The sequence below is a fragment of the Comamonas sp. GW821-FHT11H03 genome (assembly GCF_058807955.1).
The window spans coordinates 155067-169200 of the sequence record NZ_JBXARF010000007.1; the positions used below are offsets into that span (position 1 = coordinate 155067).

Genomic DNA, 14134 nt, shown 5'->3' on the forward strand with positions numbered 1-14134 from the left:
ACCCCAGCACACAGCTTAGCAAGCCGCTCATCTCGCAGCAGCCTGTAGGCACTATCGCAATAGTAATGATTCTCAATTGGAAATTCATCGCCACCCTCCCTACCATTCATTCATCACTCAGGGAGAAACAAATGACACGCTTGATCAAGACATTGCGCCAGAACCAGCTCACGCTGACCAAGACTGCCAGTTACTACGTGATCCACATCACCGTGGCCGCCTGCGTCGCCTATGCCGTGACCGGCAATCTGATTGCCTCGCTGACGCTGAGCCTGCTGGAGCCCACGGTTCAGGCCTTTGCCTTCTTCTTCCATGAAAAAGTCTGGGAGCGCCGCCTGAAGAAACGTGAGCAGCAAGCGCTTGCGGGACAAGCGCTGAACGCCTGAGAGCCACCTATGAACGCCGACCACCCCACCACTTTTGCGCAATGGCTGCTGCGCTCCCTGGCCACGCTGGGCGACTGCAACGGTCACCTCAATGGCCTGTAGAAATCATGTGCACAAGCCTTTGGACAAATCCTTGATAAATCTTGAACATCCCAGGCCTCATCCGATTTTCTGATTGAGTTCAACTGAAAACCATCCGGACCCCGCCCTCCAACACCAGAAAATCCTGTGGATAAGTCATGCAGAGCATGCAAATGCGGCCTCTCGCCCATGGGTTTGCGGCTATTTGCCAAACCGGGCTCCAGGCCAACAATGACCGGGAATCCAAGGAGTTCCCATGCAGCTTGCAGACCGCCAGACATCCGCAGACCTCAACCGCCACGACGAGCAATGGCTGAGCGCCCACTGGATGCCGTTTACCGGCAATCGCAACTTCAAGGCCAGGCCCCGCATCATCACCGGCGCACAGGGGGCCTACTACAACGACGCCGATGGCCGGCGCATTTTCGACGGCCTCTCGGGCCTGTGGTGCTCGGGGCTGGGCCATGGCCGCCGCGAGATTGCCGAGGCCATTGGCCAAGCCGCGCTGCAGCTCGACTACTCTCCCGCCTTTCAGTTCGGCCACCCGGCCTCGTTCGAGCTTGCCAACCGCATCGTGGCGCTGATGCCCCAGGGGCTTGAACATGTGTTCTTCACCGGCTCGGGATCGGAAGCGGCCGACACCTCGCTGAAGATGGCGCGCGCCTACTGGCGCGCCAGGGGCCAGGGCACCAAGACCCGGCTGATCGGGCGCGAAAAGGGCTATCACGGCGTGAACTTCGGCGGCATCTCGGTAGGCGGCATGGGGGGCAACCGCAAGATGTTCGGCCAGGGGATTGAAGCCGACCATCTGCCGCACACCCAGCCGCCACCAGGTTCGTTCTTCAAGGGCCAGCCCCAAACCGACGGACGCGCCCTGGCAGACCGGCTGCTCGATCTGATCGCCCTGCATGACGCCAGCAATATCGCGGCCGTGATCGTGGAGCCCATGTCGGGCTCGGGCGGGGTGGTGATTCCGCCCGCCGGCTATCTGCAGCGTTTGCGCGAGATCTGCACCCAGCACGACATCCTGCTGATCTTCGACGAGGTCATCACGGGCTTTGGCCGCCTCGGAGCGATGACGGCGGCCGAGGCCTTTGGCGTGACGCCGGACATCATGAATATCGCCAAGCAGGTCAGCAATGGCGCCCAGCCGCTGGGGGCCTGCGTGGTCTCGCCCGCCATCTATGACCAGTTCATGGCGGCTGGCGGGCCTCAGTACATGCTGGAATTTGCCCACGGCTATACCTATTCGGCCCATCCCGTGGCCTGCGCGGCAGGCATTGCAGCGCTGGATCTGCTGGAGCGCGAAGACGGCCCGGGCCGCGTGCGCACGCTGGCCCCCTTCTTCGAGCAGGCCGTGCACAGCCTCAAGGGCGCCAGGCATGTGCTGGACATCCGCAATATCGGCCTGGCGGCGGGCGTCACGATTGCGCCCCTGCCCGGCGAACCCGCCAAGCGCCCTTACGAGATCGCCATGAAATGCTGGGAGGCCGGCTTTTATGTGCGCTACGGCGGCGACACGATTCAGCTGGCACCGCCCTTCATCAGCGAGCAGGCCGAGATCGAGCGACTGATCAACGCACTGGGCGATGCGCTGCAGGCCACTGACTGAACTATCAAATCAGTAGCTTCAATCGCCTACCCCGCAAGCGATTGAAGCATTTTTATCTCAATTCAGGAAAGCTGTGCTGCCAGGGCTTCGAATTCGGCGACCGGCACTTCTTCCGCACGGCGCTGCAGATCGAACTCGCCCGCAAAGCCCTTGGCTTCCAGCCACTTGCCCAGGGTGTTGCGCAAGATCTTGCGGCGCTGGCTGAAAGCGACCTGCACCAGCTCTTCCAGCAGCTTGGGATCGAGATCCGCAGGCTGCTCGCGCGGAATCATGCGCACCACGGCGCTGTCAACCTTGGGAGGCGGATTGAAGCTGCCCGGCGGCACGAACAGCACATCTTCCATGGCGTAGCGCCACTGCAGCATCACCGACAGGCGGCCGTAGGCCGAGGTGCCGGCATCGGCCACCATGCGGTCGATGACTTCCTTTTGCAGCATGAAGTGCTGATCCTGCACCACATCCACCTGCTCCAGCAGATGGAAAAGAATGGGGCTGGAGATGTTGTAGGGCAGGTTGCCGACCACGCGCAGCTTGGCCACGCCCAGACGTGCGGCCAGCGCACGGAAGTTCACCTTGAGCACATCGGACTCGACCACATCGAGATCGTCGCGCAGACGCAGACGGGCCGCTAGGTCGCGGTCCAGCTCGATCACGGTGAGCTTGCCCAGGCGCTCGACCAGGGGCTGCGACAGCGCCATCAGACCAGGGCCGATCTCGACCATGGGTTCGCCCGCCTTGGGATCGATGGCCTGGACGATGTTGTCGATGATGGCGCCGTCGGTCAGAAAGTTCTGACCAAAGCGCTTGCGGGGAATATGTTTCATGAATGCGAAAGCGGTGCCAGGGCACCGCTTGGAATGGGGGGGAGCTCCGATGCCCGGTGCGCAATGATGACATTACCGGGCACTTCAAGCGGATTGAATGGGCTTATTGGGGTGGCTCGCGGTATTCCACAAAGGCCTTGCCGCGCAGTTCCTTGAGCCAGGTTTCGTAGTCCTGCTCGGCCTTGCGCTCGCGCACCACGTTGCGCACCATTTCGCGCTGCTCGCGCTCGGTGAGCTTTTCCTGGCGGCGCTCGATCAGCTGGATCAGGTGCACGCCGAAACGCGACACCACGGGGTTGCTGATCTGGCCCGGCTGCAGGTTGTCGAGCACGCGTTCGAACTCAGGCACGAACTGGCCGGGCGAAGACCAGCCCAGATCACCGCCATTGCGCGCGCTGCCGTCCTTGGAGAACTCCTGCGCCAGTTGCTCGAAGGTGGCCTGACCGGATTCAACACGACGCTTGTAGTCCTCCAGACGCTTGGCAGCCTGGGCTTCGGTCATGCCATTGCCTACGGTCAGCAGAATATGGCGTGCGTGGTTCTGCGTGATGTATACAGGTGCTCCTGCCTGAGATTTCTCCAGCACCTTGAGCACGTGGAAACCAGCGCCCGAACGAAACGGACCGACGATGGCACCTACTGCCGCATTGCCCACCTGCTGAGAAAACAGCTCGGGGTAATCGCTCATGGGGCGCATGCCCATGGCACCGCCACCCTGGCCATTGGGCACATCCGAGAACTCACGCACGGCAGCGATGAAGTCGGGGTTCTTGCGCGCCGCTTCTGCCGCCTGCTTGGCCTTGGCTTCGCGCTCTGCCACCACGGCAGGGCTGGCGTTTTCCGGCACGGTGATCAGGATATGGCCCAGATTGGCTGCCGCACCTGCGGCCGCATCGCCGGGGCGCTTTTGCTCCTTGAGATAGCGGTCGATGTCGGCTTCCGCGACCTTGACGCGGCCATCCACATCACGCTCGCGCACGCGCTGCATCAGCATCTGATTGCGGATCTCCGAACGGAACTGCGCTTCGGAAAGCCCTTCGGCCTTCAGGCGCGACAGCAGACCGGCCTTGTCGGTATTGTTCTGGCGCGCCACATTGGCCACGGCCTGATCGACCGTCATGTTGTCAACGTTGATGCCCGTGTCCTTGGCTTCCTGCAGCTGCACGCGCTCGAGAATCAGGCGCTCCAGAACCTGGCGGGCCAGCTCGCTCTGGGAGGGCAGCTGACCGCCCTGCTCAGTCACGTTCTGCGCCACGCGCTCCATGCGCGCACGCACTTCGTTATTGGTGATGGGCTCCGAATTGACCACGGCCACGATGTAGTCAGCCGAGCGAACACCCTGTGTAACTGCCGGAGCCTGGCGCCCCGAGGGCTGAGCCGTGGCCTCCAATGCGCGCGAGATGGAGGGGTCATTGACAGCCTTGGCCTTGCTGCCGGGACTCTTCAGGCCCTGGGCCTGCACACCGGCAGCCATTACAGCCAGTGCCACGGCAACAGCACATGCATTGGATGTCTTGGAGAAAAAACGCATGAAAAAGCCTTGATTAATCGTAATTGGTAAAGCGGCTGGGCGGAGTCACCGCCTCACGCAAATATTGGTAGCGCGGCACATTCTGCTTGAGACTGGAGGTGGGGTCGGCACCAAAGCTCAGTCGCGAGAAGCCCACGAACTCCATCTGGAACAGCAGACGCAGATTGGACTGGACGACCGAGCTTTGCAGACGCTCCAGCACCACACGGCCAATCCAGCAGCAACCGTCGTACTCCAGGCCGACCACGGTATCCACCAGCTTGTTGTCCTTGATGGAGTAGTTGAGGCGGCCCACGGCGTACCAGCGGCCGCCGCCCTGACCGCGACCGGCGCCCAGATCCTTGCCCTTGTCACCCCAGAGGTCATTGATGGGCCATTGCCAGCCCACATCCACCAGCTCGCTGGAGGGCTTCTTGGTGACCGTATCCAGCTGCGTGCGGTAGCCGATGTTGAAGGTGCGATAGTTGCCTGGGCTGTAACGCGCCGTGGCCGTAGTACGGACCGTGCGGTTCAAGTCCTTGTTGTACTGGGTCGTGCCTTCCAGCGACCACTTGTCGGTCCAGTTGAAGGCCGCGCCCAGCAGAATATCGGAAAGCTTGCTGGTGGCGGCCACCTCTCCGGGCAGCAGCACGCGCTGATCGGACAGGCGCACGCGCTGGGCCACGGCGAACTTGAGCTTCTCGGCACCGCTTTCGGGGTCGATGAAGCGCGAAGTCGCGCCCAGGGTCATCAAGTGGTTGTCGGCAATGCGGTCCTGGCCGACATAGTCGTTCTCGGAAAAAATACTCGCGAAGTTGAAGTCGCTGCGTCCTGTGTCATAGAGCGGCAGCATGCTCTGGTCGCGATAAGGCGTATAGGTGTAGAAGGCCCGGGGCTCGAAGGTCTGCAGCAGATTCTTGCCGAACCAGGAGGTATCGCGCTCGAAGATCAGGCCGCTGTCCAGGCTGAAGGTGGGCAAGGTCCGGTTGGCGCTCTTGCTGCCGTTGCTCATCAGCTGATCGGTCTGATACATGGAGGTATGCAGCATCAGCTTGGGCGTGATGAAGGCGCCGGGAGACAGGAATGGCCGGCTCATCTGTGCCTGGACATAGCTGCGCTGACCGTTGTTGCCCACCTGGCCCGCGATGGGACGAATCAGCTCGAAACGTGTGGTGTCGGCGACCACGGTGAAATCCAGCCCATGCGGCAGATCCAGCGGCGTGTAACGGTACTGCAGTTGCGGCACCATGCTGTAGGGCGGCGCAATCGGCGAAGTCACATCCTGCTGCACTTGATAGCGCAGCACATTGAGGCTCAGCACCCCGTCACCCTTGGCCCAGCTCAGATTGGCCGTACTGGGCAGCAGGCGCTGGCGCAGGACCACGGGAGCCAGACGGAAGTCGCGCCAGTAATCGCCGTCGCTGACGCGGTTCAGATTGAGGTTCAGCCCCAGACCGCCGACAGGTGTATCAATGGTCGTGCGATGCTGCCAGGAATAGCCCCAGCGATCCCGGTTGCGCAGATTGTCGCCCGGCATGTAACTGGCATAGGTTTCGCCAGAGTAGCTGGGCTCCAGATAGCGGAACTGCCCTGTCAGGTTCACGCCGCGCTTGGTCATCAGCGTGGGCGTGATGGTCATATCGCGATTGGGAGCGATATTCCAGTAATAGGGCTGCGAGTACTCGATGCCGCCGAGCTTGTCCATGCCTATCATGGGCGGCAGCAGGCCCGATTTGCGCTTGTCCGAGAGCGGAAAGCTCATGCGCGGCACGGGCAGGACCGTCACGCCCTTGAACTTCAAGGACGCCCCCTCGGCCACCCCCACCTCTTCGGCCATGTCCAGATGAATGGTCTTGGCCTCGAGCACCCAGCTCGGCTCCCAGCTGGCCTCGTCATCACGCTGGCAGGTGGTGTAGGTGGCGTCATGGACGACCGAACGATCCTTGTCGATAAAGTCCACGCGCGAGGACTCGCCATGGCCGCCCGTGGCCAGAAAGCGATAGTTGGCATTGTCGAACTGGCCCTTGAAGGCATCCATCTGCAGGTCCAGCGTCGCCCCCTCGTAGACATTGCCGGCCTGGTTGATGTGGACCGAGCCCACGGCGTTGATCCTGTCGTCCGGAACCGCATAGTCGAGCTTGTCCGCTCGGATCATGGTGTCGCCGCGGCGCAACTCGGCCTCGCCATGGACCGAGGCCTTGAGATCGGGCTGGCCGGAGAGGCTGTCACCCTTGATATAGGTGGGCTGCTGGTCGCGCACTTCCTGAGGATAGCTCTCCTGCAACAGACTGCTGGACTTGAGTTGCAGCGCAGGCAACTCGCCCGCAACGCTGGAGGAGGACGATGCTGTCGTCTCGGCCGACTGGGCATAGGCCTGCATGCCAGCACCCGCCCATGCCAGTGCCACAGCCCATGCCAGAGGACGAATCACCGGCCGCGCAGCTCCCGAACGCGTCGAACGGGCAGAGCAGGCAGGTAGGAAATCTCGCGGATGGGATGGGGATTGCACGATGATCTTGAACGTCAAAAGCGCGCGTGCCCAGGCACACGTCAACAGAAAACCGAGAGCCTAGCACCACTGTCCACAGATGAGGCGGCATCGGTTTGTAAAATCCGATTATCCATGACCGCTCCTATCACCCCCACAGTTGGCGTTGCCTGGGCAGATTCTGCCCGCCACGCCGCATTCGACGCCTGGCTGGCACCGCTGGCTCAAAAGCACCTGCTGCTTCCTGCAACCCTGCGCCCCGCTTCGGCCGATGCGAGCTTTCGCCGCTATCTGCGCCTGGATCGCAGCGATGGCAACAGCCTGATCGTCATGGACGCGCCGCCGGACAAGGAAGATTGCGCGCCTTTTGCCAAGGTTCAGGGCCTGATGAACCAGGCCGGCCTGTGCGTGCCGCAGATTCTGGACTGGGACGCCGGCCACGGCTTCATGCTGCTCAGCGACCTGGGCGGCCAGACCGTCATCGAGGCTCTGCACCCCGAAAAACCCCAGGATGCCGAAGCCTGGTACCGCTCGGCCATCGAGGTGCTGCTGGACTGGCAGTTGGCCTCCAAGGCCGGCAATACCGGCAGCTTGCCTCTCTATGATGAAGCCCTGCTGCGCCGCGAGCTGCAGCTGTTCCCCGACTGGTACATAGCCAAGCACCGCCAGTTCACGCTGGACGACAAGCAGCAGGCACTGCTCGGCAAGGCCTTCGATCAGATCGTCGCCCACAATCTACAAGCCCCCAGTGTCTATGTGCACCGTGACTTCATGATGCGCAACCTGATGCAACCGGTGTCCAGCGGCGCGCCGCTGGGCGTGCTGGACTTCCAGGATGCCGTCTACGGCCCCATCACCTATGACATCGCCAGCCTGCTGCGAGATGCCTTCATCAGTTGGGAAGAGGACTTCATCATCGACATCACCATCCGTTACTGGGAAAAGGCCCGCAAGGCCGGCCTGGTGGGTGCCAACAGCGCCAGCGGCTGGGGTGATGACTTCGGCGAGTTCTACCGTGGGGTTGAATGGATGGGTCTGCAGCGCCACCTCAAGGTTGCGGGTATCTTTGCGCGCCTGACGCTGCGCGACGGCAAGCCCAAGTATCTGGCCGATGCGCCTCGTTTCATCCACTACATCCGCTCCACCTGCAACCGCTACCGCGCGCTGGGTCCGTTCCTCAAATTGATCGACGAGATCGAGGGTATCCAGACGCAGGTCGGTTACGCCTACGGAAGAATGTAGATATACCCCCTGAGCCGCTTTGCGGCTTCCCCCTCTCTGCTTCGCGGAGGGGGACGACACCAGCGCTGCGGGGCGGCCCTTGCGCGGTGTCCCCAGGTTAGAGGGGCCAGATTTACAAGCTGCGAAGCAGCTCTAACCGCAAGTAACAAATATCCATTTCCCCTATGCCGCGCTATCACTGCCCCATTCCACTGCACATCGGCCACGAACTGGACCTGCCTGCAGGTGCCGCCCGCCATGTGCAGGTGCTGCGCCACCAGCCCGGCGATGTCATCACCCTGTTTGAGGGCCAGACCGGCAACGGTTTTACCGGCGGCGAGTTCCAGGCAACCATCACCCGCATGGGCCGCAGCGATGTAGGCGTGCGCGTGGACAGCCACAGCCCCGCCGAGCGCGAAGCCGCACGTGCCGTGCATCTGGTGGTGGGCATGCCCGCCAACGAGCGCATGGACTGGCTGGTGGAAAAAGCCACCGAGCTGGGTGCGGCCAGCATCCAGCCCGTGATGGCGGCTCGCAGCGTGCTCAAGCTCAAGGGCGACCGCGCCGACAAGAAGATCGAGCGCTGGCAGTCGATTGCCGTCTCGGCCTGCGAGCAATGCGGGCGCAATCAGGTACCCGTGATTCATGCCCCACTGTCGCTGGCCGACTGGCTGCGCAGCAAGCAGGCACCTGCGGCCGATGCAGCGCGTCTGGTGCTGTCGCTGCGCGAGGGCAATCAGCCGCTGCGCGCCGCCGCCGGCGATGCCCAGGCAGTCTGGGTGTTGCATGGCCCCGAAGGGGGCCTGACCGCCCAGGAAGAAGACTGGGCCCTGGAGCAAGGCTGGAAACCTGCCAGCCTCGGCTCCCGCGTGCTGCGCGCCGAAACAGCATCTGTTGCCACCCTGTCCCTGCTGGCCCTGGAGTAAATCAATGAGCAGCTGTCACCTCTCTCTGGCCAAGCCCGAGTTTTATCTGCAGAACTTTCGCGTGGAGGCTCCCGAGTCTCTGCCCGAGGCTGTACTGACCCCGCGTCGCATGGGTCTCATCATCGTCAATGCAGCTGCAGAATCCTCTGCAGCGCTTTTGGGTCAAACGTTTGCAGCTCCCGAAGAAGGAGCACCTGCGCTGCCAGTGGAGCGAGTACTGGTGCCCGCCAGCTTCGGCCTGGTGCCGCACTGGGTCAAGTCCGCGTCTGACGGCCGCCTGCGCGCGCTCAAGCTGGTGACCGCAAAAATAGACAATCTGACCACGGGAACGGCGTTTCGCGATGCCTGGCTGGCAGGCCAGCGCTGCATCGTGCCCATGCAGGCCTTTCAGGTCGACGACCTGCGCCCCGGCAAGCCCCTGCCCACCCGCATCACCCGCGTGGACAACCAGCCCATGGGCGCCGCCGGCGTCTGGGCGCGCTGGGTCGGTGAGGACGGCGAGGTCATCGTCAGCTACGCCCTCATCACCATCAATGCCAATGCCCATGCGCTGATGAACCGCTACGGCCAGCCCGGCAACGACAAGGCCATGCCCGCCATCCTCAACGAAGGTGCATATGACGCCTGGCTCAATGCCAAGGTGAACAAGGCCAAGGAGTTTCTGCGCCCCTACCCTGCGGAAAAGCTGCGTGCCAACCCGGTGGAAAAAGGCCGCAAGCAGCCGCCGCCCCTGCTGTGATCTTCAAGCCGCAGGAAAGCGCTGGTCCAGCCACTGCTCGAGCCGTGCAAATACCGGCGCGGCAAGTTCAGGGCTCTCGTTGAAGATCTCGTGATAGGCCGTCTCAAAGCACTGGGACTGCACCAGATCGCGTGGCGCCTGGGCGGCAAAGGCGGCGCTGCCGGCCGGGTTGACCAGCTTGTCATCGCCCGCCCATAGCAGCAGCGTGGGCACGCACCAGGCCGGCGCCTTGGACAGCACATGGCGGCCGCCCTCGGCCATGTAGCGCGCCAGCCGGGCGCTGATGCGCCGGTGCTGCAGCGCATCGGCGTCATAGGCCAGCGCCACTTCGGGATCATGCGAGAGATGGGCGGACTGCAGGCCATTGGTCACGCGCAGATTGGGCAGCAGTCTGGGCAAGCTCGCCACCAGCGCCTTTTGCACACCCGACAGATGCAGGGCCAGCGCCGCAGAGGACAACACCAGCCCGTCCACATGGCGCAGGCCCGAAGCGACAAAATCTGCAGCCACCAGCCCACCCAGGCTATGGCCCAGCAGCACCAGAGGCTGATGCTTGGGCATGGCTGCACGCGTGGCATCCAGCACCACCGCCAGATCGTCGAGCAGGCGCATATCGCTGGTCAGACCGCCCTGGGGCCCGCCCGACAGGCCGTGACCGTACTGGTCATAGGCCTGCACCGCAAAGCCCCAGTCATTGAGCCGCCGGGCCAGCGCGGCATAGCGGCCGCTGTGCTCGCCCAGACCATGGACCAGCAGCACCTGGGCACGGGGCTTGACGCCCGGCGCCAGAGGCCAATCGCGCAGCGCAAGCTGGGTGGCGTCAGATGCGGCCATATGCAGCAGCCGGGACGGATAGGTACTGGAATCGGTGGGCGTCATGCACGATCTCTTCAGTCTGACAAGAGTTTGCAGGATGCAGCCGGCACCAGCGCACGTCAACCGTGGCAGTCCCCGGTCCAACCACGGAAACCAGCCATGGAGCCATCAAAGATAGATAGCACCAGACGCTTTGGGTACAAGCGCCAGCGGCTGTCTTCTCGATGCTTACGTCAGGCCTGCGCCGGCTCCGTCTGATGGCGGGCCATGGCGGCGATCACCTCGGCCACCGAAGCCGTGAGCTTCTTGGCATAGGGCACATGGAGGAACTCGTTGGGACCGTGGGCATTGCTCTTGGGGCCCAGCACGCCGCAGACCATCATCTGCGCCTTGGGAAAGCCCTTGCTCAGCATGTTCATCAGCGGAATCGTGCCGCCTTGGCCGATATAGCCGCAACCGGCGCCGAAGTGGGCCTGGCTGGCGGCATTGAGTGCATTCTCGAACCAGCCGTCCATGCCCGGCGCATTCCAGCCACTGGAGCTGGACAGGCCTTCCCAGGTCACCTTGGCCTCATAGGGCGCGTTGTCCTCCAGCAAAGCCTTCATCTCCTGCACGCAGGCTGCGGCATCGACCAGCGGCGGCAGGCGCAGGCTGAGCTTGAAGGCCGTGTAGGGGCGCAGCACATTGCCGGCATTTTGCAGATTGGGCATCCCCTCCACACCGGTCACGCTCAGCGTGGGCTCCCAGGTGCGGCGCACCAGAGCCTGGACGGGATCGGTAGTCGTGGGCAGGGACACACGGGCCGAGCCGCCGCAGTCGTAATGCGCCCAGGGAAAGCGCGCATAGGCATCCTCGCCCAGGATGTCTGCCGTGGCGCGGATCTGCGCCATGCGCTCGAGCGGCACCTCGCAGTGAAAGCTCTGCGGCAGCACGCGGCCGTTCTTGCTGTCCTCAAGACGATCCAGCACCTGTCGCATGATGCGAAAGGACGAGGGCACCACGCCCGAGGCATCGCCCGAGTGCACGCCCTCGGTGAGGATCTGCACCTTGAGCGTGCCGCTGGCCATGCCGCGCAGGCTGGTGGTCAGCCACAGCTGGTCGTAGTTGCCGGCGCCGCTGTCCAGACAGATCACCAGGCCCACATCGCCCAGACGCGGGCGCAAGGCATCCACATAGGGCAGCAGATCGGCCGAGCCGCTTTCCTCGCAGGTCTCGATGATGGCCACGATGCGGGGGTGAGGCACGTTCTGGCGCTTGAGCTCCTGAATCGCCGCCACGCTGGCATAGACCGCATAGCCGTCGTCGGCTCCGCCACGGCCGTAGAGCTTGCCGTCCTCGTATTTGGGCGTCCAGGGGCCCAGATCGCTGCGCCAGCCTTCAAACTCGGGCTGCTTGTCAAGGTGGCCGTACATCAGCACCGTGGGGCTGGTCGAGGCTTTCTCGGCCGTGCCTTCCACCTCGAAGAAGATGACCGGCGTGCGACCCGGCTGCTGAATCACTTCCAGCTTCAGCCCGGCCACTTTTTGCGCCTCCACCCAGGCCGCAGCGTTGCGCAGTACGGTGGCGATATGGCCTTGCTGCTCCCAGTCGGGGGCAAACATGGGCGACTTGGCAGGGATGGTGATGTAGTTCGTCAGCTCGGGGACGATGCTCTGATCCCACTGCTCGGTGATGTGCTGCAGCGCATCCTGTGGCTGCAGCAGATTGGTGGGAGTACGTGCGTTCATGGTCGGCTCCTTCAGTGACGGTGCTGCGAGCCATGACGGGCTCGCGCCATGCCCGTGATTGTGCGCCAATGCTGGTGGCGGTGCCTGCCCCCCAGGCATTGACATGGCGGATCAGGGTTTAGTGCAATGCCAGCGCACCGCGCTCCAATTGGAAGCGGGAAACCTCTGTCAGCAGGCTTTCGGCCTGTTGCCGCAGCCCCTCGGCAGCGGCTGCGCTTTCCTCCACCAGGGCAGCGTTTTGCTGCGTGGCCTGGTCCATCTGCATGACCGCCTCGCCGACCTGGGCCACACCTGCGCTCTGCTCGTTACTCGCTGCGCTGATCTCGCCCATGATGTCCGTCACGCGGTGAATGGCGGCGACGATCTCGTCCATGGTGTGACCTGCCTGGTCGGCCAGCGCACTGCCGTCTGCCACGCGTTCCACGCTGGCAGTGATCAACGTCTTGATTTCCTTGGCCGCATCGGCGCTGCGCCCCGCCAGGGCGCGCACCTCGCTGGCCACCACCGCAAAGCCCCGGCCCTGTTCACCGGCGCGTGCAGCCTCCACGGCCGCGTTCAGTGCCAGGATATTGGTCTGGAAGGCGATGGCGTCTATGACGCCGATGATGTCGGCAATGCGCGAGCTGCTGGTGTTGATGTCCTGCATGGTCTGTACAACGCGCGCCACCGCGGCACCGCCCTGCCGGGCCACTTGCGAGGCATTCTGCGCCAACTGATTGGCCGTCTGGGCACTGTCGGCGTTCTGGCGCACGGTGGCGTTGAGCTGCCCCATGCTGGCCGCCGTTTCCTCCAGCGCGCTGGCCTGGCTTTCGGTACGGGCAGACAGGTCGGCATTGCCCTGGGCAATCTCGCTGGATGCATGTTGCATCTGCACCGATGCGCCGTGCACGCGCTGAACCAGTTCGCGCAGCGCACCGCGCATGGTTTGCAGATCGGCCATCAGGCCCCGTGCCATGCTGCCAGAGCTCCCACCAGTCAGGTCGCCATCGGCCACGCGGCGCAACGCCTTGCGCGCATCGGCCGGGTCTCCGCCCAGCTCGCTGCGCAGCGTGCGCACCATCACCCAGAGCAGCGCGGCCGAGATGGCCACGGCCAGCAGGGCCAGCAGACCCGACCACAGCTGCATGCGCTGGGCGCTGGCACGAGTGGCCGCATGCGATGCTTCGGCCGCATCGCGGGCCGCCTTGAGCTGTTGCAGCACGGCTTCGCGCAGCTTGCGCCAAGCTGGGGTTTCCCGGGTCTTGAGCGCGGCGGCGGCGGCGTCATAGTCCTCGGCCGCCAGAGTCACGATCTGGTCCTGCGCTTCGGACTGGGCCTGACGCAAGGCCTGCAAGCTCTTGACGGCGACTTCCATGGCCGTGCCCTGCACGCGCCGGCTCAGGTCATCATAGGCGGCGTCATAGGCCTGACGGGCATTGCCCAGGTTCTGCACGGCCTGCCCGTCCGACGGATCCATCACGATATTGCGCAGTGCCTGGCCCGATTGCAGACCCTGGGCATACAGCTCCTGCAGCTGCGCCACCACGGCCTGGTTGTTCCTCAGGTAGTCGTTGAAATCGGACTGTGTGCGGGTCAGCCCCCACTGGCTGCTAAGCAGCGCCAAAATAAACAAGGCTGCAGGTGCAGCCGAGCAAAAAATGAGACGGGAACTAAAACGCATGGCAAGGCGCGCACCGGCCGAAGCTTCAGTGCATTGATTCAGATCAAAAAGAAATAAGCAGTTGATTATGAATCAGATGCTTACATCTTTGCATTGCAGCAGCAGCACCGCCTTGCCTCAGGAGTGCGGCCCTCTCAAATTTAA

At 63.4% G+C, this 14134-nt stretch carries 11 protein-coding genes; 5 read left to right on the forward strand and 6 right to left on the reverse strand.

Annotation, left to right across the window (positions count from 1 at the left end; translation table 11 throughout):
- Window positions 1-131 precede the first annotated feature (131 nt).
- Both AC1RTQ_RS16640 and aptA read left to right on the forward strand, forming a co-directional pair.
- Window positions 132-386: a DUF2061 domain-containing protein gene (locus AC1RTQ_RS16640; RefSeq protein ID WP_304351673.1), complete on the forward strand. Its 255-nt coding sequence runs from the start codon at window positions 132-134 to the stop codon at window positions 384-386.
- 337 nt (window positions 387-723) lie between these two features.
- Entirely contained in the window at window positions 724-2079 is a 1356-nt protein-coding gene (gene aptA, locus AC1RTQ_RS16645; protein ID WP_492877325.1) for an omega-aminotransferase AptA, read from the forward strand.
- A 62-nt stretch (window positions 2080-2141) separates the two neighbouring features.
- On the opposite strand, the gene rsmA is transcribed toward aptA, so the two are convergent.
- The 3 genes from rsmA to AC1RTQ_RS16660 form a co-directional block, all read right to left on the reverse strand.
- Window positions 2142-2903, reverse strand: a complete 762-nt coding sequence (gene rsmA / locus AC1RTQ_RS16650; RefSeq protein WP_492877327.1) for a 16S rRNA (adenine(1518)-N(6)/adenine(1519)-N(6))-dimethyltransferase RsmA — start codon at window positions 2901-2903, stop codon at window positions 2142-2144.
- A 103-nt stretch (window positions 2904-3006) separates the two neighbouring features.
- Window positions 3007-4434 carry a peptidylprolyl isomerase gene (locus AC1RTQ_RS16655; RefSeq protein ID WP_492877329.1) on the reverse strand — a complete coding sequence of 476 codons (1428 nt, stop codon included), beginning with the start codon at window positions 4432-4434 and terminating at the stop codon, window positions 3007-3009.
- Window positions 4435-4447: 13 nt separating this feature from the next.
- Window positions 4448-6793: an LPS-assembly protein LptD gene (locus AC1RTQ_RS16660; protein ID WP_492877532.1), complete on the reverse strand. Its 2346-nt coding sequence runs from the start codon at window positions 6791-6793 to the stop codon at window positions 4448-4450.
- A 243-nt stretch (window positions 6794-7036) separates the two neighbouring features.
- Between AC1RTQ_RS16660 and AC1RTQ_RS16665 the strand changes: the two genes are divergently transcribed.
- From AC1RTQ_RS16665 to AC1RTQ_RS16675, 3 genes are all read left to right on the forward strand, one after another.
- Window positions 7037-8143 carry an aminoglycoside phosphotransferase family protein gene (locus tag AC1RTQ_RS16665; protein ID WP_302092574.1) on the forward strand — a complete coding sequence of 369 codons (1107 nt, stop codon included), beginning with the start codon at window positions 7037-7039 and terminating at the stop codon, window positions 8141-8143.
- 164 nt (window positions 8144-8307) lie between these two features.
- Window positions 8308-9048: a 16S rRNA (uracil(1498)-N(3))-methyltransferase gene (locus tag AC1RTQ_RS16670; protein ID WP_492877331.1), complete on the forward strand. Its 741-nt coding sequence runs from the start codon at window positions 8308-8310 to the stop codon at window positions 9046-9048.
- Between the two features lie 4 nt (window positions 9049-9052).
- Window positions 9053-9787 (forward strand): SOS response-associated peptidase, encoded by a 735-nt coding sequence (locus tag AC1RTQ_RS16675; RefSeq protein WP_492877333.1) that lies wholly within the window; start codon window positions 9053-9055, stop codon window positions 9785-9787.
- Window positions 9788-9790: 3 nt separating this feature from the next.
- On the opposite strand, the gene AC1RTQ_RS16680 is transcribed toward AC1RTQ_RS16675, so the two are convergent.
- From AC1RTQ_RS16680 to AC1RTQ_RS16690, 3 genes are all read right to left on the reverse strand, one after another.
- The gene (locus AC1RTQ_RS16680; RefSeq protein WP_492877335.1) at window positions 9791-10666 is read right to left on the reverse strand and encodes an alpha/beta hydrolase; all 876 of its coding nucleotides are present in this window, start codon (window positions 10664-10666) and stop codon (window positions 9791-9793) included.
- Between the two features lie 170 nt (window positions 10667-10836).
- Window positions 10837-12330 carry a M20 family metallopeptidase gene (locus AC1RTQ_RS16685; protein ID WP_302092578.1) on the reverse strand — a complete coding sequence of 498 codons (1494 nt, stop codon included), beginning with the start codon at window positions 12328-12330 and terminating at the stop codon, window positions 10837-10839.
- A 118-nt stretch (window positions 12331-12448) separates the two neighbouring features.
- Entirely contained in the window at window positions 12449-13933 is a 1485-nt protein-coding gene (locus AC1RTQ_RS16690) for a methyl-accepting chemotaxis protein (RefSeq protein ID WP_492877337.1), read from the reverse strand.
- Window positions 13934-14134: the final 201 nt, after the last annotated feature.

Excerpts from the sequence above, each read along its gene's own strand:
- AC1RTQ_RS16640 (WP_304351673.1), top strand. The coding sequence starts at position 132 with ATGACACGCTTGATCAAGACATTGCGCCAGAACCAGCTCACGCTGACC.
- aptA (WP_492877325.1), top strand. The coding sequence starts at position 724 with ATGCAGCTTGCAGACCGCCAGACATCCGCAGACCTCAACCGCCACGAC.
- rsmA (WP_492877327.1), bottom strand. The coding sequence starts at position 2,903 with ATGAAACATATTCCCCGCAAGCGCTTTGGTCAGAACTTTCTGACCGAC.
- AC1RTQ_RS16655 (WP_492877329.1), bottom strand. The coding sequence starts at position 4,434 with ATGCGTTTTTTCTCCAAGACATCCAATGCATGTGCTGTTGCCGTGGCA.
- AC1RTQ_RS16660 (WP_492877532.1), bottom strand. The coding sequence starts at position 6,793 with ATGCAGGCCTATGCCCAGTCGGCCGAGACGACAGCATCGTCCTCCTCC.
- AC1RTQ_RS16665 (WP_302092574.1), top strand. The coding sequence starts at position 7,037 with ATGACCGCTCCTATCACCCCCACAGTTGGCGTTGCCTGGGCAGATTCT.
- AC1RTQ_RS16670 (WP_492877331.1), top strand. The coding sequence starts at position 8,308 with ATGCCGCGCTATCACTGCCCCATTCCACTGCACATCGGCCACGAACTG.
- AC1RTQ_RS16675 (WP_492877333.1), top strand. The coding sequence starts at position 9,053 with ATGAGCAGCTGTCACCTCTCTCTGGCCAAGCCCGAGTTTTATCTGCAG.
- AC1RTQ_RS16680 (WP_492877335.1), bottom strand. The coding sequence starts at position 10,666 with ATGACGCCCACCGATTCCAGTACCTATCCGTCCCGGCTGCTGCATATG.
- AC1RTQ_RS16685 (WP_302092578.1), bottom strand. The coding sequence starts at position 12,330 with ATGAACGCACGTACTCCCACCAATCTGCTGCAGCCACAGGATGCGCTG.